This is a genomic window from Variovorax endophyticus (genome assembly GCF_025376855.1).
Classification (GTDB): Bacteria; Pseudomonadota; Gammaproteobacteria; order Burkholderiales; family Burkholderiaceae_C; genus Variovorax.
This window is the reverse complement of sequence record NZ_JAHUTH010000034.1, coordinates 1-19,171: the sequence shown is the minus strand read 5'-3', so window position 1 is coordinate 19,171 and position 19,171 is coordinate 1. Positions and strand designations below refer to the sequence as shown.

The 19,171-nt window shown below is 69.3% G+C and carries 18 protein-coding genes; 15 read left to right on the top strand and 3 right to left on the bottom strand.

The window, feature by feature from the left end; genetic code table 11:
- Positions 1-64 precede the first annotated feature (64 nt).
- Positions 65-304, top strand: coding sequence for a DUF1653 domain-containing protein (locus KV106_RS32980; RefSeq protein WP_057595026.1), 240 nt, complete (start codon positions 65-67; stop codon positions 302-304).
- 15 nt (positions 305-319) lie between these two features.
- Here the strand turns inward: KV106_RS32980 and KV106_RS32975 are convergent, their stop codons facing one another.
- Together KV106_RS32975 and purN are read right to left on the bottom strand one after the other, a co-directional pair.
- A complete protein-coding gene (locus KV106_RS32975) occupies positions 320-634 on the bottom strand; it encodes an I78 family peptidase inhibitor (protein ID WP_261215646.1) in 315 nt (104 codons plus the stop codon).
- 37 nt (positions 635-671) lie between these two features.
- Positions 672-1,268 carry a phosphoribosylglycinamide formyltransferase gene (gene purN, locus KV106_RS32970; RefSeq protein WP_203204736.1) on the bottom strand — a complete coding sequence of 199 codons (597 nt, stop codon included), beginning with the start codon at positions 1,266-1,268 and terminating at the stop codon, positions 672-674.
- A gap of 186 nt (positions 1,269-1,454) precedes the next feature.
- Here purN and KV106_RS32965 point away from each other — a divergent pair, with 186 nt between their 5' ends.
- From KV106_RS32965 to KV106_RS32950, 4 genes are all read left to right on the top strand, one after another.
- A complete protein-coding gene (locus tag KV106_RS32965; RefSeq protein WP_261215643.1) occupies positions 1,455-2,636 on the top strand; it encodes an acyl-CoA dehydrogenase family protein in 1,182 nt (393 codons plus the stop codon).
- Positions 2,637-2,648: 12 nt separating this feature from the next.
- Positions 2,649-3,764 (top strand): acyl-CoA dehydrogenase family protein, encoded by a 1,116-nt coding sequence (locus KV106_RS32960; protein ID WP_261215642.1) that lies wholly within the window; start codon positions 2,649-2,651, stop codon positions 3,762-3,764.
- A gap of 94 nt (positions 3,765-3,858) precedes the next feature.
- Positions 3,859-5,238, top strand: coding sequence for an alpha/beta fold hydrolase (locus KV106_RS32955; protein ID WP_261215640.1), 1,380 nt, complete (start codon positions 3,859-3,861; stop codon positions 5,236-5,238).
- Positions 5,239-5,255: 17 nt separating this feature from the next.
- Complete coding sequence (locus KV106_RS32950) at positions 5,256-6,041, top strand: enoyl-CoA hydratase (RefSeq protein ID WP_261215638.1); 786 nt, start codon at positions 5,256-5,258, stop codon at positions 6,039-6,041.
- Positions 6,042-6,045: 4 nt separating this feature from the next.
- On the opposite strand, the gene KV106_RS32945 is transcribed toward KV106_RS32950, so the two are convergent.
- Positions 6,046-6,606, bottom strand: a complete 561-nt coding sequence (locus KV106_RS32945; protein ID WP_057595044.1) for an HNH endonuclease — start codon at positions 6,604-6,606, stop codon at positions 6,046-6,048.
- Positions 6,607-6,774: 168 nt separating this feature from the next.
- Here KV106_RS32945 and KV106_RS32940 point away from each other — a divergent pair, with 168 nt between their 5' ends.
- From KV106_RS32940 to KV106_RS32895, 10 genes are all read left to right on the top strand, one after another.
- Entirely contained in the window at positions 6,775-7,887 is a 1,113-nt protein-coding gene (locus tag KV106_RS32940) for a bifunctional riboflavin kinase/FMN adenylyltransferase (protein ID WP_261215628.1), read from the top strand.
- A 122-nt stretch (positions 7,888-8,009) separates the two neighbouring features.
- A complete protein-coding gene (gene ileS, locus KV106_RS32935) occupies positions 8,010-10,862 on the top strand; it encodes an isoleucine--tRNA ligase (protein WP_261215626.1) in 2,853 nt (950 codons plus the stop codon).
- Positions 10,862-11,374 (top strand): signal peptidase II, encoded by a 513-nt coding sequence (lspA, locus tag KV106_RS32930; RefSeq protein ID WP_057595035.1) that lies wholly within the window; start codon positions 10,862-10,864, stop codon positions 11,372-11,374. The genes ileS and lspA overlap by 1 nt, the downstream gene beginning before the upstream one ends.
- 152 nt (positions 11,375-11,526) lie before the next feature.
- A complete protein-coding gene (locus KV106_RS32925) occupies positions 11,527-12,546 on the top strand; it encodes a LacI family DNA-binding transcriptional regulator (RefSeq protein ID WP_057595036.1) in 1,020 nt (339 codons plus the stop codon).
- Between the two features lie 51 nt (positions 12,547-12,597).
- The gene (locus tag KV106_RS32920; protein ID WP_261215623.1) at positions 12,598-13,611 is read left to right on the top strand and encodes an ABC transporter substrate-binding protein; all 1,014 of its coding nucleotides are present in this window, start codon (positions 12,598-12,600) and stop codon (positions 13,609-13,611) included.
- Positions 13,612-13,626: 15 nt separating this feature from the next.
- Complete coding sequence (locus KV106_RS32915) at positions 13,627-14,478, top strand: ABC transporter permease (RefSeq protein WP_409976583.1); 852 nt, start codon at positions 13,627-13,629, stop codon at positions 14,476-14,478.
- A gap of 7 nt (positions 14,479-14,485) precedes the next feature.
- Positions 14,486-15,286, top strand: coding sequence for an ABC transporter permease (locus KV106_RS32910; RefSeq protein WP_203204726.1), 801 nt, complete (start codon positions 14,486-14,488; stop codon positions 15,284-15,286).
- Positions 15,276-16,349: an ABC transporter ATP-binding protein gene (locus tag KV106_RS32905; protein ID WP_261215620.1), complete on the top strand. Its 1,074-nt coding sequence runs from the start codon at positions 15,276-15,278 to the stop codon at positions 16,347-16,349. The genes KV106_RS32910 and KV106_RS32905 overlap by 11 nt, the downstream gene beginning before the upstream one ends.
- Entirely contained in the window at positions 16,346-17,209 is an 864-nt protein-coding gene (locus tag KV106_RS32900; protein ID WP_261215619.1) for a phosphodiesterase, read from the top strand. Before KV106_RS32905 ends, KV106_RS32900 begins: the two co-directional genes overlap by 4 nt.
- Positions 17,210-17,302: 93 nt before the next feature.
- Positions 17,303-18,964 (top strand): Na/Pi cotransporter family protein, encoded by a 1,662-nt coding sequence (locus KV106_RS32895; protein WP_057595041.1) that lies wholly within the window; start codon positions 17,303-17,305, stop codon positions 18,962-18,964.
- Positions 18,965-19,171 lie beyond the last annotated feature (207 nt).

The following is a 19,171-nucleotide window of genomic DNA, read 5'->3' as shown; positions in this document are numbered from 1 at the left end:
ACTTCCGCCGGCCCCGGCATGCCTGCCGGCGGCCCCGACTCCTGACAAAGAAAGAAACGACCCCGTGACCGACGACGACCTGCCGCCCCTGATCGAAACCCCGCCGGGCCGCTACCGCCACTACAAGGGCGGGGAATACGAGGTGCTGGGCACCGTGCGCCACAGCGAGACCCTGGAACCGATGACGCTCTACCGCGCGCTCTACGGCGCCCGGGGCCTGTGGGTACGTCCGGCCGCGATGTTCGGGGAAACCGTGGACATCGATGGCCGGCCGCAGCCGCGCTTCGCGCGGATCGACGGCTGAAGCGGCACGGACCGCTCAGCCGCAGCGGACGTCGGTCACCCGGTTGCGGGCATCGACGTCGAGGTTCAGGCGCCCGCCATCGAGTTCGGTGGTCGCGGCATCGCCGGGCTTGAGCACGCGCACCGTGCCGGCGCCCGCGCGCACCTTGGCGGCGGCTTCGAGCTGCGGCGTGAGCTGCTGGCCCACGGCGAAACGGGCACCGTCGGCTCCGCACTGGAACACCGGGGCGGGCGCCGGCGCCGGCGCGGCGGGCGGCGGCGGGGCCGGAGCGGCACAGCCTGCCATCAGGGCGGCACCGGCGATCGTGGACAGTAGCGATTGGGTTTTCACTGCGACTCCCGAAAACCCGCGAATATAAACAAGTTCTTTACGGATTGTGTCCTGATGTATCCATCAGCCACTGGGCGATGGCGCGTGGATACAACTGGTGCTCCTGCGCGAGCACCCTGCCGGCGAGCGTCGCCGCCGTGTCGTCGGGCAGCACCGGCACCACGGCCTGGGCCAGGATCGGGCCATGGTCGAGCTCGGTCGTGACCTGGTGCACCGTGACGCCCGCCACCTTGCAGCCCGCATCGATCGCTCGCTGGTGGGTGTGCAGGCCCGGAAACGCCGGCAGCAGCGAGGGATGGATGTTCACCAGCCGCCCGGCATAGCGCTCGACGAAACCGGGCGTCAGGATGCGCATGAAGCCCGCGAGCACCACCAGTGCCGGTGCGTGCGCGTCGACCGCCGCGGCGAGCGCCTGGTCGAAGGCTTCGCGGCTCTCGAAATCCTTGTGCGGCACCACCGCGGTCGCGATGCCCTGCGCCCGGGCCAGCGCCAGGCCGCCCGCCTCCGCCTTGTTGCTGACGACGGCGGCGACGCGGGCGCCGAAACGCTCGGCCCAGCGGTCGCGCGCCGCGGCGCGCACGATGGCCTCCATGTTGGAGCCGCCGCCGGAGATCAGGATCACGATGTTCTTCATGGGAGGCGGGATTATCCGTGCCCGCGCACGGCGCCTTTTCCGGCCCCGCCCCTTGCCGCGCAAGGTCCGCGCACCCAGACTTGTCGCCGCGCGGACAGCAATTTGCAGCACGACCGTGCTAAAACTCATGGCTCCGGAGACACGCCGCGTCTGCGGTGCACCGACGATCAACACAGCGAGGCACGCATGGATTTGAGCTTCACGCCCGAAGAACAGCAGTTCCGCGAAGAGATTCGCGCATGGGTCAAAGAAAACCTTCCCAAGGAAATCTCCACCAAGGTCCACAACGCGCTGGAACTCACGCGCGACGATATGCAGACCTGGGCCAAGATCCTCGGCAAAAAGGGCTGGCTGGGCTACGGCTGGCCCAAGGAATTCGGCGGTCCCGGCTGGACCGCCGTGCAGCGCCACCTGTTCGAGGAAGAGACCGCGCTGGCCGGCGCGCCGCGCATCGTGCCCTTCGGCCCGGTGATGGTGGCCCCGGTCATCATGGCCTTCGGCAGCCCCGAGCAGCAGAAGCGCTTCCTGCCCGGCATCGCCAGCGGCGAGGTCTGGTGGAGCCAGGGCTACAGCGAACCGGGCTCGGGCTCCGACCTCGCCTCGCTCAAGACCAAGGCCGAACGCCAGGGCGACAAGTACATCGTCAACGGCCAGAAGACCTGGACCACGCTCGGCCAGTACGGCGACTGGATGTTCAACCTCGTGCGCACCAGCAGCGAGGGCAAGCCCCAGACCGGCATCAGCTTCCTGCTGCTCGACATGAAGTCGCCCGGAGTCACCGTGCGCCCGATCAAGCTGCTCGACGGCGGCCATGAAGTCAACGAGGTGTTCTTCGACAACGTCGAGGTGCCGGCCGAGAACCTGATCGGCGAGGAGAACAAGGGCTGGACCTACGCCAAGCACCTGCTCTCGCACGAGCGCACCAACATCGCCGACGTCAACCGCGCCAAGCGCGAACTCGAGCGCCTCAAGCGCATCGCGAAGACCGAGGGCGTGTACGACGACGCGCGCTTCCGCGACGAGATCGCCAGGCTCGAGGTCGACATCGTCGCGCTCGAGATGATGGTGCTGCGCGTGCTGTCGGCCGCCACCTCGGGCAAGAACTCGCTCGACGTGGCCGGCCTGCTCAAGATCCGCGGCAGCGAGATCCAGCAGCGCTACAGCGAACTGATGATGCTCGCGGGCGGCCCGTATTCGCTGCCGCTGATCCGCGAAGCCATGGCCGCCGGCTGGCAGGGCAACTTCCCGGGCGGCAACCCGGCGCTCGCGCCGCTGTCGTCGACCTTCTTCAACATGCGCAAGACCACCATCTACGGCGGCTCGAACGAAGTGCAACGCAACATCGTCGCGCAGACGGTGCTGGGCTGAGGAGACAAAGACATGGATTTCAATTTCACCGACGACCAGGAACAACTGCGCGACGCCGTCCGCAAATGGGTCGACAAGGGCTATGACTTCGAGCGCCGCCGCGGCATCGAGGCCAAGGGCGGCTTCTCGCACGAGGCCTGGGACGAACTGGCCGAGCTCGGCCTCGGCGGCCTCTACATTTCCGAGGACGACGGCGGCCTGGGCATGGGCCCGGTGGCCGGCATGGTCGTGATGGAAGAACTGGGCCGCGGCATCGTGCTCGAGCCCTTCGCGCAGACGCTGATCGCGGGCGCCGTGCTCGGCGGCTACGCGGGCGACGCGCTCAAGAAGGCCTGGCTGCCGCGCATCGCGGGCGGCGAGGCCATCGTGGTGCTGGCCTACCAGGAACGCAAGGCGCGCTACCGCCTCGACGTCTGCGAAGCCCAGGCGGTGAAGGCCGGCGAAGGCTGGAGCCTGACCGGCGCCAAGAGCCTGGTGGCCATAGGCGACCAGGCCGATGCCTACCTCGTGCCCGCCCAGGCCGACGGCAAGATCGCCCTGTTCCTGGTCGAGCGCAGCGCCAGCGGCGTGGAAGCACGCGGCTACGGCACGCAGGACGGCAGCCGCGCCGCCGAGGTGGTGTTCGACAAGGCCGACGCCACGCTGGTCACGGCCGATGGCCTCGCGGCCCTCGAATACGCGGTCGACGTCGGCATCGCCGCCACCTGCGCCGAAGCGGTGGGCGTGCTCGACAAGACGCTGGACGTGACGGTCGACTACATGAACCAGCGCAAGCAGTTCGGCGTGGTCATCTCGAGCTTCCAGGCGCTGCGCCACCGCGTCGCCGACATGAAGATGCAGCTCGAGCTCGCGCGCTCGATGAGCTACTACGCCACGCTCAAGCTCAACGCCCCCGCGGCCGAGCGGCGCCAGGCGCTGGCGCGCGCCAAGTACCAGCTCGGCGTGTCGATGCGCTTCGTGGGCCAGAACTCGGTGCAGTTGCATGGCGGCATCGGCGTGACCGACGAATACATCGGCAGCCACTACTTCCGCAAGCTCACGCAGCTCGAGATGAGCTTCGGCGACAGCTTCCACCACCTGGGCGAGGTGTCGGCGCGCATGCAGGACACGGCCGGCGTCTTCGCCTGACGCCGCTTTTCTCTTAGCATCCAGCGCCCGCCCGCCTTCGCGCCGGCGGGCGTTTTTCATTCGGAACGGCCGCCGCCACGCAACCACAACGACCATGCCATCCCGCCGCACCCTCCTCCTCGGCGCACCGCCGGTCCTCGCCGGGCTGCTCGCCTCTCCCGCCCTCCTGTTGACCGCCTGCGCCAACGCGCCGACCGCCATGCCCTCGCTCGCCGACCGCCCGCCCATCGTCTTCGTGCACGGCAACGGCGACTCGGCCGCGCTGTGGCAGACCACGTTCTGGCGCTTCGAGTCGAACGGCTGGCCGCGCGAGCGGCTGTTCGCCTTCGACCAGCCCCTGCCGCTGGCGCGCGACGACGACGGCGTGGCCCAGGCCGGGCGCAGCTCCACGGCCGAATCGGCCGCCTTCCTCAAGGAACGGGTCGAGCAGGTGCTGCGCGCCACCGGCGCGGCCAGGGTCGTGCTGATCGGCAACTCGCGCGGCGGCAACACCATCCGCAACTACGTGCAGAACGGCGGCGGCGCGGCCGTCGTCAGCCACGTGGTGCTCGGCGGCAACCCGGCGCACGGCATCTGGGCCGTGCCGGGCCTGCGCGAGAACAACGAGTTCTCGGGGCTGTCGCCCTTCATGCGGCAGCTCAACGCGCCCAAGGGCCCGAACGGCGACGAGGTGACGCCCGGTGTGAAGTGGCTCACGCTGCGCTCGGACAACAACGACAAGTTCGCCCAGCCCGACGGCCTGTGGGTCGGGTCGCCCGGCAAGCCGACGAACATCGGCTTCGACGGCCCGGCGCTCAAGGGCGCGACCAACATCGTGCTGCCGCGGGTCGACCATCGCGAGACCTCGTTCTCGCCCGCGGCCTTCGCGGCGACCTGGCAGTTCCTCACCGGCGAGGCGCCGCGCAGCCCGGAGATCGCGCACGAGGCCAACGTGGTGCTCGACGGCCGCGCGATCGGCGCGGAGAACCAGTCGCTGGCCGGCGCGCAGGTGCTGGTGTACGCGGTCGATCCGGCCACCGGCCGGCGGCTCGGCGAGCCCGTGCACCGCAAGACCATCGGCGCCGATGGCCGCTGGGGACCCTTCAGCGCGCGCCCCGATGCGGCCTACGAATTCGTGCTCGACACGCAGGCCAGCGTCACCCACGTCTACCGCAGCCCGTTCCCGCGCGGCAGCAGCCTCGTGAACCTGCGGCTCGACCCGATCGTGCCAGCCGACGGCAGCGCCAACGCGGTCGCCGTCTTCACGCGGCCGCGCGGCTATTTCGACGCGCAGCGCGACACCATGCGCTTCGACGGCAAGAGCCCGCCGGCCGGGGTGCCGCCCAAGGGGGCCGGCGTGTCGAGCTCGCGCTTGCGCGAGACGGGCTCCGAGCCGCAGCGCGCGGTCACGGGCGAGTTCAATGGCGAGCGCCTCACGGGGCTCACCTGGCCCGCGGTCAAGGGCCATGTCACGGTGCTGGAACTGACCTACTGAAGAAAAGGCGGCATGCGATGAACGACAGCTCCCCCTTCGTGCTCGAGGCCCGCGACGCCCGCGGCGTGGTCACCCTCACGCTCAACCGCCCGGGCGCGTTCAATGCGCTGTCCGAGGGCATGCTGGGCGCCCTCGAGGACGCCATCGCCGGCATCGCGGCCGACGACACGGTGCGTGCCGTCGTGATCGCGGGCGCCGGCAAGGCCTTCTGCGCCGGCCACGACTTGAAGGAAATGCGCGCCGCGCCCGCGCTCGACTACTACCAGCGCCTGTTCGCGCGCTGCGGCGAGATGATGCTGTCGCTGCAGCGGCTGCCGGTGCCCGTCATCGCGCGCGTGCACGGCATCGCGACGGCCGCGGGCTGCCAGCTGGTGGCGGTGTGCGACCTCGCCGTGGCCTCGGGCGAGGCGCGCTTCGCGGTCAGCGGCGTCAACGTCGGGCTGTTCTGCGCCACGCCGAGCGTCACGCTGTCGCGCAACCTCGGGCGCAAGGAAGCCTTCGAGATGCTCGTCACCGGCGAATTCATCGGCGCCGAGGAGGCGCGCGAGAAGGGCCTGGTCAACCGCGTGGCGCCGCCCGCCGAACTCGATGCCGCGCTCGAGGCGCTGCTGGCCAGCATCGTCGCCAAGCCGCGCACCGCGCTGGCGCTCGGCAAGGCGCTGTTCTACCGTCAGCTCGAAACCGGCATCGCGCCGGCACTGGCGGACGCCAGCCAGACCATGGCCTGCAACATGATGGATGCGAGTGCGCTCGAAGGCGTGCAGGCCTTCATCGAGAAGCGCCCGCCTTCCTGGAAAGCCTGAGCAGCTAGCTGTCGTGCAGCCGCGAACTCTGCGGCAGGTGCGCCATCAGGAACTCCATCTGGTCCGCCAGGATGCGGCGGTTGCGCAGGATGAAGTCCTCCCAGAGGCTGGGCACGTAGGGCGCGTAGAGCAGCGGCATGTTGGCCTGCTCGGGGGTGCGGCTGCTCTTGCGGTGGTTGCAGGGCTTGCAGGCCGTGACCACGTTCATCCAGGTGTCGATGCCGCGCTGCGCGAACGGAATGATGTGCTCGCGGGTCAGCTCGTCTTCGTGGAAGTGGCCGCCGCAGTAGGCGCAGACGTTGCGGTCGCGCGCGAACAGCTTGCTGTTGGTGAGGCCCGGACGCTGGGTGAAGGGGTTGATGCGCGGCACGCCCTTGGTGCCGATGATGCTGTTGACGGCAATCTGCGACTGCTCGCCCGTCATCGCGTTGTGGCCGCCGCGGAACAGGGCCACCTGGCCGCCAGCCTCCCAGCGGACCTCGTCCGCTGCATAGTGGATCACCGCCTGTTCGAGCGAAATCCACGACTGGGGCAGCCCTTGGGCCGACAGCTTCAAGACCTTCACCACACGCCTCCTCGACAGAACGAAAGAAACACGGAGAGACCCGGGACACGGAGCGCGTCGGCGACCTCGCGGATCGGCGCACTGCGTCACAATATACCGGCTTTGTGACAAAACGGCCTGATGAGCCCATTCGGCGGGCGAAAGGCGCTATCAAAAAGATATTCACCCATGCAGGTTTTCCGCGGCTTCCGGCACCCGGGCGTGGCTCCGGCCTGCGCCTTGACCATCGGCAATTTCGACGGCGTCCACCGTGGCCACCAGGCCATGCTGGCGCTCCTGCAGACCGAGGCGCGGCAGCGCGGCCTGCCGAGCTGCGTGCTGACCTTCGAGCCCCATCCGCGCGACTATTTCGCCGCGCTTTCGAAGAAGCCCGAACTGGCCCCGGCGCGCATCGGCACGCTGCGCGACAAGCTCGGCGAGCTGGCCGCCTGCGGCGTGGCGCAGACCGTGGTGCTGCCCTTCGATGCCCGGCTGGCCTCGCAGTCGCCCGAGGAATTCATCCAGAACGTGCTGGTCGACGGCCTGGGCGCGCGCTACGTGCTGGTGGGCGACGACTTCCGCTTCGGCGCCAGGCGCGCGGGCGACTACGCCATGCTCGACGCGGCCGGCGATGCCCGCGGTTTCGACGTCGCGCGCATGAACAGCTACGAGATATCGGACCCTCACGCGCGGCTTCGCCCCGCTGCCCCCCGAGGGGGTGCGCCCGTCTTGGGGCGGCCCGGCGACGGGCACGGCCTGCGCGTGTCGAGCTCGGCCGTGCGCGAGGCGCTGGCCGAAGGCCGCATGGCCGATGCCCAGACCCTGCTGGGCCGGCCCTACGCCATCTCGGGCCACGTGGTGCACGGGCGCAAGCTGGGCCGCGCGCTCGGCGCCTCGGCGCCGGGGCAGGACGACGGCTTCCGCACCCTCAACCTGCGCTTCAAGCACTGGAAACCGGCGGCCAGCGGCATCTTCGTGGTGCTGGTGCATGGCCTGTCCGAGCGGCCGCTGCCCGGCGTCGCCAACCTCGGCGTGCGGCCCTCGCTCGACCCGAACGACGTCAATGCCGGCCGGGTCCTGCTCGAGACCCATTGCCTCGAGTGGCCCTCCCACCTGGGCGCCGAAGGGGCCTACGGTAAAATCGTGCGCGTGGAACTGCTGCACAAATTGCACGACGAATTGCGCTACACCAGCCTCGAAGCCCTCACCGCGGGCATCGCGAAGGATGGACGCGACGCGCGTGCCTTCTTTGCATCCACCCACGCAGAAACCCACCGCCAGACCACGCGCGATCGAATTTAGCCCTGCACGCTCCGTGCTGCCGCCCTTCGACAAGCTCAGGGCGAACGGCTTTTCTTCCGCACCGACGCCCTTTGTGCCGTTCGGGCTGAGCCTGTCGAAGCCCACTGTTTCGCACCCCCAACATGTCTGACGCTGCCGCCCCCACCGATTACCGTTCCACGCTGAACCTGCCCGACACCCCCTTCCCGATGCGCGGCGACCTGCCCAAGCGCGAACCGGGCTGGGTCAAGGAATGGAACGACGCCGAGCACGGCACCTACCACCGCCTGCGCCTGGCGCGCCGCGGCGCGCCCAAGTTCATCCTGCACGACGGCCCGCCCTACGCCAACGGCCAGATCCACATGGGCCACGCGGTGAACAAGATCCTCAAGGACATGATCACCAAGGCGCGCCAGCTCGAGGGCTACGACGCGCTCTACGTGCCGGGCTGGGACTGCCACGGCCTGCCGATCGAGAACGCCATCGAGAAGCAGTTCGGCCGCAACCTGAGCCGCGACGAGATGCAGGCCAAGAGCCGCGCCTACGCCACCGAGCAGATCGCGCAGCAGATGGCCGACTTCCAGCGCCTGGGCGTGCTCGGCGAATGGGACCATCCCTACAAGACCATGGACTTCGCCAACGAGGCCGGCGAGCTGCGCGCGTTCAAGCGCGTGATCGAGCGCGGCTTCGTCTACCGCGGCCTGAAGCCGGTCTACTGGTGCTTCGACTGCGGCTCGTCGCTGGCCGAGTTCGAGATCGAATACGCCGACAAGAAGAGCCAGACCATCGACGTGGCCTTCAAGGCGCACGAGCGCGAGAAGGTGCTCGCCGCCTTCGGCCGGCCCGATGCGCTGGGCGACGTCTTCGCCGTCATCTGGACCACCACCGCCTGGACAATCCCGGCCAACCAGGCGATCAACCTCAACCCCGAACTCGAGTACGCGCTGGTCGACACCGAGCGCGGCCTGCTGATCCTGGCCGCCTCGCTGGTCGAGATGTGCATGACGCGCTATGCGCTCGACGGCAAGGTGATCGCCACCGTCAAGGGCGAGGCGCTCGGCGGGCTCGAGTTCGAGCATCCGCTGTACGACGTCGACGCCGGCTACAAGCGCCTGTCGCCGATCTACCTGGCCGACTACGCCACCGCCACCGACGGCACCGGCCTGGTCCACTCCTCGCCCGCCTACGGCCTGGACGACTTCAACTCCTGCGTCGCCCATGGCCTGGCCTACGACGACATCCTGAACCCGGTGCAGGGCAACGGCAGCTACGCGCCGGACTTCCCGCTGTTCGGCGGCCAGAACATCTGGAAGGCCGTGCCGGCGATCATCGCCGCGCTGCGCGATGCCAACCGCCTGCTGACCACCGAGACCATCAGCCACAGCTACCCGCACTGCTGGCGCCACAAGACGCCGGTGATCTACCGCGCCGCAGCGCAGTGGTTCATCCGCATGGACGAGGGCGAGGGCGTGTTCACCAAGGACAAGGCGCCCAAGACGCTGCGCCAGACCGCGCTCGACGCGATCGAAGAGACCAGCTTCTATCCGGAGAACGGCAAGGCCCGCCTGCACGACATGATCGCCGGCCGGCCCGACTGGTGCATCAGCCGCCAGCGCAGCTGGGGCGTGCCGATCCCGTTCTTCCTGCACAAGGACTCGGGCGAGCTGCATCCGCGCACGATGGAGATCCTCGACCAGGCCGCCGACATCGTCGAGAAGGGCGGCATCGAGGCCTGGAGCCGCGTCACGGTCGAAGAGATCCTCGGCGCCGAGGATGCGCCGAGCTACACCAAGAGCACCGACATCCTCGAGGTGTGGTTCGACTCGGGCTCGACCTTCTATCACGTGCTGCGCGGCACCCACCCCACGGTGCACCACGAGACCGGCCCCGAGGCCGACCTCTACCTCGAAGGCCACGACCAGCATCGCGGCTGGTTCCACTCGTCGCTGCTGCTGGCCTGCGCGCTCGAAGACCGCGCGCCCTACAAGGGCCTGCTCACGCACGGCTTCACCGTCGATGCCAAGGGCATCAAGATGAGCAAGTCGCTCAAGAACGGCATCGATCCGCAGGAGATCAGCAACAAGCTGGGCTCGGAGATCATCCGCCTGTGGGTGGCCGCGAGCGACTACTCGGGCGACATCGCGGGCGACGACAAGATCCTCGCGCGCGTGGTCGACGCCTATCGCCGCATCCGCAACACGCTGCGCTTCCTGCTGGCCAACACCAGCGACTTCGACGTCGCGAAGGACGCACTGCCGCATTCGGAGCTGTTCGAGATCGACCGCTACGCGCTCGCGCGCGCCGCGCAGTTCCAGGACGAGATCCTCGCGCACTACAAGGTGTACGAGTTCCACCCGGTGGTCGCCAAGCTGCAGATCTACTGCTCGGAAGACCTCGGCGGCTTCTACCTCGACATCCTGAAAGACCGCCTCTACACCACCGCGCCCGGCTCGCGCGCGCGCCGCAGCGCGCAGACCGCGCTGTGGCACATCGCGCAGGCGATGCTGCGCTGGATGGCGCCGTTCCTGAGCTTCACGGCCGAGGAGGCCTGGAAGATCGTCGGCACCGGCCAGGCCGGCGACTCGATCTTCACCCAGACCTACAGCCGCTTCGACGCACCCGACGAGGCGCTGCTCGCCAAGTGGAGCCGCATCCGCGAGATCCGCGACGCGGTGAACAAGGAGATCGAGACGGTGCGCGCCGAGGGCCAGGTCGGCTCCTCGCTGCAGGCCAACCTGCGCGTGACGGCTCCGGCCGAGGATTTCACGCTGCTGGGTTCGCTCGGCGAGGACCTGAAGTTCGTCTTCATCGCCTCGGCGATCGAGCTGGCCGCGGGCGAGGCGCTGGCCACGGCGGTCGTGCCGAGCACGGCGCAGAAATGCGAGCGCTGCTGGCACTACCGCGACGACGTGGGCCACGATCCGGCCCATCCGACGATCTGCGGGCGCTGCACCAGCAACCTGTTCGGCGCCGGCGAATCGAGGAGCTTCGCCTGATGGCCGCCACCCGCACCGCTTCGGCCTCGCGCTCGCGCGGCCTGGGTATCTGGCCCTGGCTCGCGCTGGCGCTGATCATCGTGATCATCGACCAGTTCACCAAGACGCTGATCCTCGGCTACTACAAGTACGGCGACTCCACCTACGTCACCAGCTTCTTCAACGTGGGACGCTGGCACAACACGGGCGCGGCCTTCTCCTTCCTGGCCGACCATTCGGGCTGGCAGCGCTGGCTGTTCACCGGCATCGGCGTGGCGGCGGCCGTGTTCATCGTCTGGATGCTGAAGTCGCATGCGGGCCAGAAGCTGTTCTCGTTCGCCATGGCCTGCATCCTGGGCGGTGCCGTCGGCAACGTGGTCGACCGGATGATGCACGGCTACGTGGTGGACTTCCTGAGCTTCCACGCGGGCAACTGGTACTTCCCGGCCTTCAACGCGGCCGACAGCGCGATCACGCTCGGCGCGATCTGCCTGATCGTCGACGAGATCCGAAGGGTGCGGCGCGGCAAGTAGCGGCCACCGTCTTTTTGCTCCCTCGAAGGGCGCGCCGGGATCCCCGGCGCGCCCTTCGCGCATTCGGGCGCACGGGTTTTCATCGATCCCGCGCTGTCATGGCGGGGTCATACTGCCGCGGTCCAATGTAATCGATTACATAGCACCTACCCATGAGCATCCAGGCAGTCGCGGCCAAGGCCGGCGTTTCCGTCGCCACCGTCTCGCGCGTCTTCAATTTCCCCGACAAGGTCAGCGGCGCCACGCGCGACTTGGTCGAGCGCGCGGCACGCGAGCTGAACTACTTGCCGAATGCCAGCGCCCGCACTCTGCGCACCCAGCGCAGCCGCGTGCTCGGCGTGGTGCTGCCCACGCTGCTGAACCCCACCTTCGCCGAATGCCTGCAGGGCATCGCGCAGGCGGCCGTGGCCGGCGGCTACGCGATCATCCCGGTCACCACCGGCTACAAGCTCGACGAGGAGGAGCGCGCGGTCCACATGCTCCTGGCCGGCAATGTCGACGGCCTGATCCTCGTGGTCTCCAACCCCTCGACCTCGAAGGCGCTCGAGCGGCTGCGCGCCCAGCGCGTGCCCTACGTGCTGGCCTACAACCGCCATCCCGCGCATCCCTGCGTCACGGTCGACAACGAGGCCGCCGTCGCCGACGCGGTGGCGCGGCTGGTGCTGCTGGGCCACCGGCGCATCGCGATGGTCAGCGGCACGCTGGCGGCCTCCGACCGCGCGCAGCAGCGCTACCGCGGCTATCAGAAAGGCATGGCCGATGCCGGCCTCAAGCCGCAGCCGCTGGTCGAGGTGCCTTTCGTCGAGAGCGCGGTCGAACGCCTCGCGCGGCTGCTGCAGCTGCGCCACCGGCCCAGCGCGCTGGTCTGCTCGAACGACCTGCTCGCCATCCGCAGCATTCGCGCCGCGCACCGCAGCGGCCTGGCCGTGCCGGCCGACCTCAGCGTGATCGGCTTCGACGGCATCGCGCTCGGCGAGGACCTCACGCCCGCGCTCAGCACCATCGCGCAGCCCAACAGCGACATCGGCCGCCACGGCGTCGAGCTGCTGATCCAGGCCATGGCCGGCGGCGGCGCGCTCGACGCCGACGCCAGCCTGCTGCTGCCCCACGTGTTCCGCGACGGCGAATCGTGCGCCGCCGCGCCCGACGGCGATCCGGGCGACATCGCCTGACGCCCCTTTTCTCCCGACCGCTTCAACCCACCCGCCACAGGAGCTTCTCCCATGTCCTCTCCCTTGCGCCGCATCGCGCGCCTCGGCCTGCTCGCCGCCGCGCTCGTCGGCGGCAGCGCCGCCTTCGCGCAGACCGCCATCTGCTACAACTGCCCGACCGAATGGGCCGACTGGGGCACCCAGCTGAAGGCCATCAAGGCCAGGACCGGCATCACCGTGCCGCCCGACAACAAGAACTCGGGCCAGTCGCTCGCGCAGATGGCGGCCGAGAAGGCCAGCCCGGTGGCCGACGTCACCTACCTCGGCGTGACCTTCGCGGTGCAGGCCGCCAAGGACGGCCTGGTCGAGCCCTACAAGCCGGCCGCCTGGAAGGACATCCCCGACGGCCTCAAGGACCCCGCCGGCAACTGGTTCACCATCCACTCGGGCACGCTGGGCTTCATGGTCAACGTCGACGCGCTCAAGGGCAAGCCGGTCCCCAAGTCGTGGGCCGACCTGCTCAGGCCCGAGTACAAGGGCCTGATCGGCTACCTCGACCCGGCCTCGGCCTTCGTCGGCTACGTCGGCGCGGTCGCGGTCAACGAGGCGCGCGGCGGCACGCTCGACAACTTCAAGCCGGCCATCGACTACTTCAAGGCGCTGCAGAAGAACGAGCCGATCGTGCCCAAGCAGACCTCGTACGCGCGCGTGCTCTCGGGCGAGATCGCGATCCTGCTCGACTACGACTTCAACGCCTACCGCGCCAAGTACAAGGACAAGGCCAACGTCGCCTTCGTGATCCCGAGCGAAGGCACGCTGGCCGTGCCCTACGTAATGAGCCTGGTGGCCAAGGCGCCGCACGCGGCCGACGCCAAGAAGGTGCTGGACTTCACGCTGTCCGACGAGGGCCAGGCGATCTGGGCCAAGGCCTACCTGCGCCCGGTGCGCGCCGGCGCGATGCCCAAGGAGATCGAGGCCCAGTTCCTGCCCGCGAGCGACTACGCGCGCGCCAAGAGCGTGGACTACGGCCGCATGGCCGCGGCGCAGCGCGCCTTCTCCGACGAGTACCTGAAGGAAGTGCGCTGAGCCGCACCGCATGAGATGACGCAGGCCACCGCCACCATGCCCCCGGACGGCGCCGCCGGCGCCTGGACCCCGCGCTGGCGGCTGCTGGCCTGCGCCCTGCCCGCGGCCGCCTTCTTCGCGGCCTTCTGGCTGCTGCCGGTGGTGCGGCTGCTCGCGCTGCCCGCCGACAAGGGCTGGGCCACCTACTTCGCCGTGCTGACCGACGCGCGCTACCTGCAGAGCATGGCCAACACCGTGCTGCTGTCGGCGGCGGTCACGCTGGCCACGCTGGTGCTCGGCGCGGCGGTGGGCATCTACCTCGCGCGCCATGCCTTCCGGGGCCGGCGCGTGCTGCTGTCGCTGCTCACGCTGCCGCTGTCCTTTCCGGGCGTGATCATCGGCTTCTTCGTGATCCTGCTCGGCGGCCGCCAGGGCGTGGTGGCGAGCCTGAGCGACGCCCTCATCGGCGAGCGCATCACCTTCGCTTACGGCCTGCTCGGGCTGTTCCTGGCCTACCTGTATTTCTCGCTGCCGCGCGCCATCGCCACCTACGCGGCCGCGGCCGAGGCCATGAACCTGCAGCTCGAGGAGGCCGCGCGCTCGCTCGGCGCCTCGCGGCTGCGCGTGGCGCGCGACGTGTGGATACCCGAGCTCGCGCCCACCACCCTGGCCTGCGGCGCGATCCTGTTCGCGACCTCGATGGGCGCCTTCGGCACCGCCTTCACGCTCGCGAGCAAGTTCGAGGTGATCCCGATCACCATCTACAACGAGTTCACCAACTACGCGAACTTCGCGCTCGCGGCCTCGCTGTCGATCGCGCTCGGCCTCGTGACCTGGCTGGTGCTGTTCGCCGCGCGCCGCTTCGGCGCGAACCCCGTCGCACGCTGAGGCCCTCATGCGAACCAACACCCGGCCCCAGGCGCCCTTCCTGCTCGCGATCACGCTGGTCGTGAGCCTGTTCATGATCGCGCCGATGCTGCTGTCGGTGATGGCCGGCCTGGTCAACAACTACAGCACCGGCCTGAAGAGCGGCCTCACCCTGCGCTGGCTCGGCGAGGTGTGGGAGAACTACGGCGGCACCGTCGGCTGGTCGCTCGCGCTGGCCGCGGCCTGCGTCGCCTGCACCGTGCTGCTCGGCGTGCCCTGCGCCTATGCGCTGGCGCGCAGCCGCTCGCGCGCGGCCCATGTCTTCGAGGAACTGCTGACCCTGCCGGTCGCGGTGCCGGGGCTGGCGACCGCGCTCGCGCTGATCCTCGCCTACGGCCAGCTCACGGCCTTCCGCCAGAGCTTCGCCTTCATCCTGGTCGGCCACGTCGTGTTCACGCTGCCCTTCATGGTGCGCACCGTGAGCTCGGCCTTCCAGCGCCACGAGCTGCTCGCGCTCGAGGAGGCCGCGCGCACGCTGGGCGCGAGCTTCCGCCAGCGCTTCATGGGCATCCTGGTGCCGGCCGTGTTCCCCGCCATCGTGGCCGGCAGCCTGATGGTGTTCACGCTCTCGGTCGGCGAGTTCAACCTCACCTGGATGCTGCACACCCCGCTCACGCGCACCCTGCCCGTGGGCCTGGCCGACAGCTATGCCTCGATGCGCATCGAGATCGGCTCGGCCTACACGCTGGTCTTCTTCGCCGTCATCCTCCCCGTGCTGTGGGGCCTGCAATACCTCGCCCACCTGATCCAGAAACGCCATGGAACTTGAACGCGTCCCCATCGACATCGCCCGCTGCGCCAAGACCTATGCCGACGGCACGCGCGGCCTGCAGCCCACCGACCTCCAGGTGGAGGCCGGCGAGGTGCTGGCGCTGCTCGGCCCCTCGGGCTGCGGCAAGACCACGCTGCTGCGGCTGATCGCGGGCCTGGAAACGCCCGATGCCGGCAGCCGCATCGCCTTCGGCGGCCAGGACGTGACGCAGCGCCCGGTCGAGCAGCGCGGCGTGGGCATGGTGTTCCAGAGCTACGCGCTGTTCCCGCAGATGACGGTGGCGGCCAACATCGGCTATGGCCTGCGCATCCGCGGCGTGGCGCCGGCCGAGGAGCAGCGCGCCGTCGGCGAGCTGGTCGACCTGGTGCGCCTGGGCGGCCTCGAGAACAAGCGCCCGGCCGAGCTCTCGGGCGGCCAGCGCCAGCGCGTGGCACTCGCGCGCGCCGTGGCGGTACGCCCGCGCGTGCTGCTGCTCGACGAGCCGCTGGCCGCGCTCGACGCCAAGCTCAAGGAGTCGCTGCGCGACGAGCTCGCCGAGCTGCTGCGGCGGCTGCACATCACCGCCGTGCACGTCACGCACGACCAGCAGGAGGCGCTGGCCATCGCCGACCGGCTCGCCGTGATGCAGGCCGGCCGCATCGTGCAGGTGGGCCGCGGCGAGGACCTCTACCGCGCGCCCTCCCATCCCTTCGTGGCCGAGTTCCTCGGCCGCGTGAACCGGCTCGAGCGCACGCCCGAGGCGCTGCGCGACGATGTCGTGCGGCTCGGCGGCAGCGCCCTGCCCTGCCCCGGCGCCTGGCGCGACCGCGCCATGCTGCTGGTGCGCCCCGAGGACATCGAGGTCGGCCCCGCGCAGCCCGCGCGGCCCGGCTGGGGCACCGCCACGGTCGAGCGCCGCACCTTCCTCGGCGACCGCGTGCAGCTGCAGCTGCGCGTGGCCGACCAGCCACGGATGCTGCTGGCCGACACCGCGCGCGACACACCCTACGGCATCGGCGATGCCGTCGCCCTTCGCATCCACCCCGACCGATTGATGAGCCCGCAGGACACCCGCGCATGACCGCCACGACCCACGACACCTTCCTGGTCCAGCTCACCGACCTGCACATCCGCGAGCCGGGCCGGCTGGCCTATGGCCGCATCGACACCGCGCCCTACCTCGCGCGCGCGGTGCAGTCGGTGCTCGCGCTGCGGCAGGCGCCCGACGCGGTGGTCATCACCGGCGACCTCACCGACTTCGGCCGCGCCGCCGAGTACGAGCACCTCGCGCGCCTGCTGGCCCCGCTCGAGGCGCGGGGCATCCCCGTCCACCTGATGCCCGGCAACCACGACGACCGCGACCAGCTGCGCCGCAGCTTCCCCGGCCACGCCTACCTCGGCGACGGCGGCGACAGCGACGGCTTCGTGCAGTACGCGTTGAACGTCGGGCCGCTGCGGCTGATCGCGCTCGACACCGTGGTGCCCGGCGCCAGCCATGGCGCGCTGTGCGAGAAGCGGCTGGCCTGGCTCGAGGCCCGGCTCGGCGAGAGCCGGCGCGAGCCGGTGGTGGTCGCGATGCACCATCCGCCGTTCCAGACCCTGATCGGCCACATGGACGAGATCGGCCTGCTCGAGGGCGCCGCGGAACTCGAGGCCCTGATGGCGCGTCATTCCAATGTGGAACGCGTGATCTGCGGCCACCTGCACCGCGCCATCGACGTGCGCTTCGGCGGCACCCTCGCCTCGACCGCGCCCGCGCCCGCGCACCAGGTCTGCCTCGACCTCGCGCCCGACGCGGCCTCGGCCTGGACGCTCGAGCCCCCGGGCTTCCGCGTGCATGCCTGGTCGCCCACGACCGGCCGGCTGGTCACTCACCTCGCGGCCTCCGGGCATTTCGAGGGGCCGTATCCCTTCCACGACAACGGCGCGTTGATCGACTAGGACCCAGGCTGGCCTGCTCCGGCCACATGTGGAGAATGGGGGGTCGACGCAAAACCGAAACAGAACGAAAAGAAAGGATCAAGCCCGACACCCATGAAGCATCTTCTGAACCTGCTGGCGGCCGTCGCCCTGCTGGTGTGGGGCACGCACCTCGTGCGCACCGGCGTTCTTCGCGTGTTCGGCGCCAACCTGCGCAAGATCCTCGTGCAGAGCATGCGCAACCGATTCACGGCCGCCCTCTCGGGCATCGGCGTCACGGCCCTCGTGCAATCGAGCACCGCCACCTCGCTGATGACCTCCTCCTTCGTCGGCCAGGGCCTGATCACCCTGCCCGCGGCGCTGGCGGTGATGCGCGGCGCCGACGTGGGCACGGCGCTGATCTCGGTGCTGTTCTCCGCCGACCTGTCCTGGCTCTCGCCGATGTTCATCTTCGTGGGCGTGGTGCTGTTCATCAGCCGCCCGGCCAGCGTGGCGGGCCGCATCGGCCGCGTCTTCATCGGCCTGGGCCTGATGCTCCTGGCCCTCCAGCTGGTGGTCGAAGCCACCGAGCCGCTGTTCTCCTCGCAGGCGGTGCGCGCGGTGCTGGCCTCGCTCAACAGCGACGTGCTGCTCGAGATCACCATCGGCTCCGTGCTCGCGATCGCCTCGTACTCGAGCCTCGCGGTGGTGCTGCTGGTGGCGACCATGGCCAATTCGAACGTGGTGCCGCTCGACGTCGCGCTCGGCCTGGTGCTCGGCGCCAACCTCGGCAGCGGCCTGCTCGCGGTGCTGACCACCGCCAAGTCGGCGATCCCCGTGCGCCAGGTGACCATCGGCAACCTGCTGTTCAAGGCCCTGGGCGTGGCGGTGGTCGCGCCCTTCGTCGGCCTCTGGCTGCGCTACGTGCAGCCGCAGCTGCCCACGCCCACGCATGGCGTGGTGCTGTTCCACCTGGCCTTCAACATCGTGATCAGCATCGGCTTCATCGGCCTCACGCAGACGGTGGCGAAGCTGGTGACGCGCATGCTGCCCGAGCCCGCGCCCTCGGCGGCTTCGCTGCGGCCGCACCACCTCGATCCCTCGGCGCTGTCGACGCCGACGCTCGCGATCTCCAATGCCGCGCGCGAGGCGCTGCACCAGGCCGACATCGTGGAGACGATGCTGATCGGCGTGCTCGACGTGATCCGCCGCAACGACCTCAAGCTGGCGCAGGAGCTGCGCCAGCTCGACGACACGGTGGACGAGCTCTATTCGGCGATCAAGTACTACATGACACGCATCTCGCGCGAGGCCCTCGGCGAGGAGGAGAGCCGGCGCTGGACCGACATCATCAGCTTCACGATCAACATGGAGCAGATCGGGGACATCATCGAGCGGGTGATCCAGGACGTGGAGGACAAGAAGATCAAGCCGCAGCGCAACTTCTCGGAAGCGGGGATGGCGGAGATCGTCGAGCTGCACGGGCGGCTGGTGGCGAATCTGCGGCTGTCGATGAGCGTGTTCCTGAACGGGAATGTTCGGGATGCGCAGAAGCTGCTCGAGGAGAAGGCTCGGTTTCGGGATCTGGAGCGGGCTTATGCGACGACGCACCTGGATCGGTTGTCGGATCGGACGACGTTGAGCATCGAGACCAGTTCATTGCATATCGATCTGATCAGCGATTTGAAGCGGATCAATTCGCATATCTGTTCTATTGCTTATCCGATTCTGGAGTCGGCTGGGGCTTTGGCGCCTTCTCGACTGAAGGAGTCTCGGTTGGGGAAGATCGAAGGCTGAATTTCGTATTGAAGCCGTTGGCCGGGTCTCGCCCCGGCGGGCGAGTCACTTTCTCTTGTCTCGCCAAGAGAAAGTAACCAAAGAGAAGGCGACCCCGCTGTCTGTGTCCCTTCGCTTCGCTACGGGCAACCTGCGGTGCTCGGAGAAAGCGGGGGTCCGCAGAACTCGCTCCACTTCGTTGCGCTCAGACAGCTGCGGCCCTTATCC

What these genes read in the sequence shown, in the direction of transcription:
- purN (WP_203204736.1), bottom strand. Translation starts at nt 1,268, where the DNA reads ATGAAGAACATCGTGATCCTGATCTCCGGCGGCGGCTCCAACATGGAG.
- KV106_RS32965 (WP_261215643.1), top strand. Translation starts at nt 1,455, where the DNA reads ATGGATTTGAGCTTCACGCCCGAAGAACAGCAGTTCCGCGAAGAGATT.
- KV106_RS32960 (WP_261215642.1), top strand. Translation starts at nt 2,649, where the DNA reads ATGGATTTCAATTTCACCGACGACCAGGAACAACTGCGCGACGCCGTC.
- KV106_RS32955 (WP_261215640.1), top strand. Translation starts at nt 3,859, where the DNA reads ATGCCATCCCGCCGCACCCTCCTCCTCGGCGCACCGCCGGTCCTCGCC.
- KV106_RS32950 (WP_261215638.1), top strand. Translation starts at nt 5,256, where the DNA reads ATGAACGACAGCTCCCCCTTCGTGCTCGAGGCCCGCGACGCCCGCGGC.
- KV106_RS32940 (WP_261215628.1), top strand. Translation starts at nt 6,775, where the DNA reads ATGCAGGTTTTCCGCGGCTTCCGGCACCCGGGCGTGGCTCCGGCCTGC.
- ileS (WP_261215626.1), top strand. Translation starts at nt 8,010, where the DNA reads ATGTCTGACGCTGCCGCCCCCACCGATTACCGTTCCACGCTGAACCTG.
- lspA (WP_057595035.1), top strand. Translation starts at nt 10,862, where the DNA reads ATGGCCGCCACCCGCACCGCTTCGGCCTCGCGCTCGCGCGGCCTGGGT.
- KV106_RS32925 (WP_057595036.1), top strand. Translation starts at nt 11,527, where the DNA reads ATGAGCATCCAGGCAGTCGCGGCCAAGGCCGGCGTTTCCGTCGCCACC.
- KV106_RS32920 (WP_261215623.1), top strand. Translation starts at nt 12,598, where the DNA reads ATGTCCTCTCCCTTGCGCCGCATCGCGCGCCTCGGCCTGCTCGCCGCC.
- KV106_RS32915 (WP_409976583.1), top strand. Translation starts at nt 13,627, where the DNA reads ATGACGCAGGCCACCGCCACCATGCCCCCGGACGGCGCCGCCGGCGCC.
- KV106_RS32910 (WP_203204726.1), top strand. Translation starts at nt 14,486, where the DNA reads ATGCGAACCAACACCCGGCCCCAGGCGCCCTTCCTGCTCGCGATCACG.
- KV106_RS32905 (WP_261215620.1), top strand. Translation starts at nt 15,276, where the DNA reads ATGGAACTTGAACGCGTCCCCATCGACATCGCCCGCTGCGCCAAGACC.
- KV106_RS32900 (WP_261215619.1), top strand. Translation starts at nt 16,346, where the DNA reads ATGACCGCCACGACCCACGACACCTTCCTGGTCCAGCTCACCGACCTG.
- KV106_RS32895 (WP_057595041.1), top strand. Translation starts at nt 17,303, where the DNA reads ATGAAGCATCTTCTGAACCTGCTGGCGGCCGTCGCCCTGCTGGTGTGG.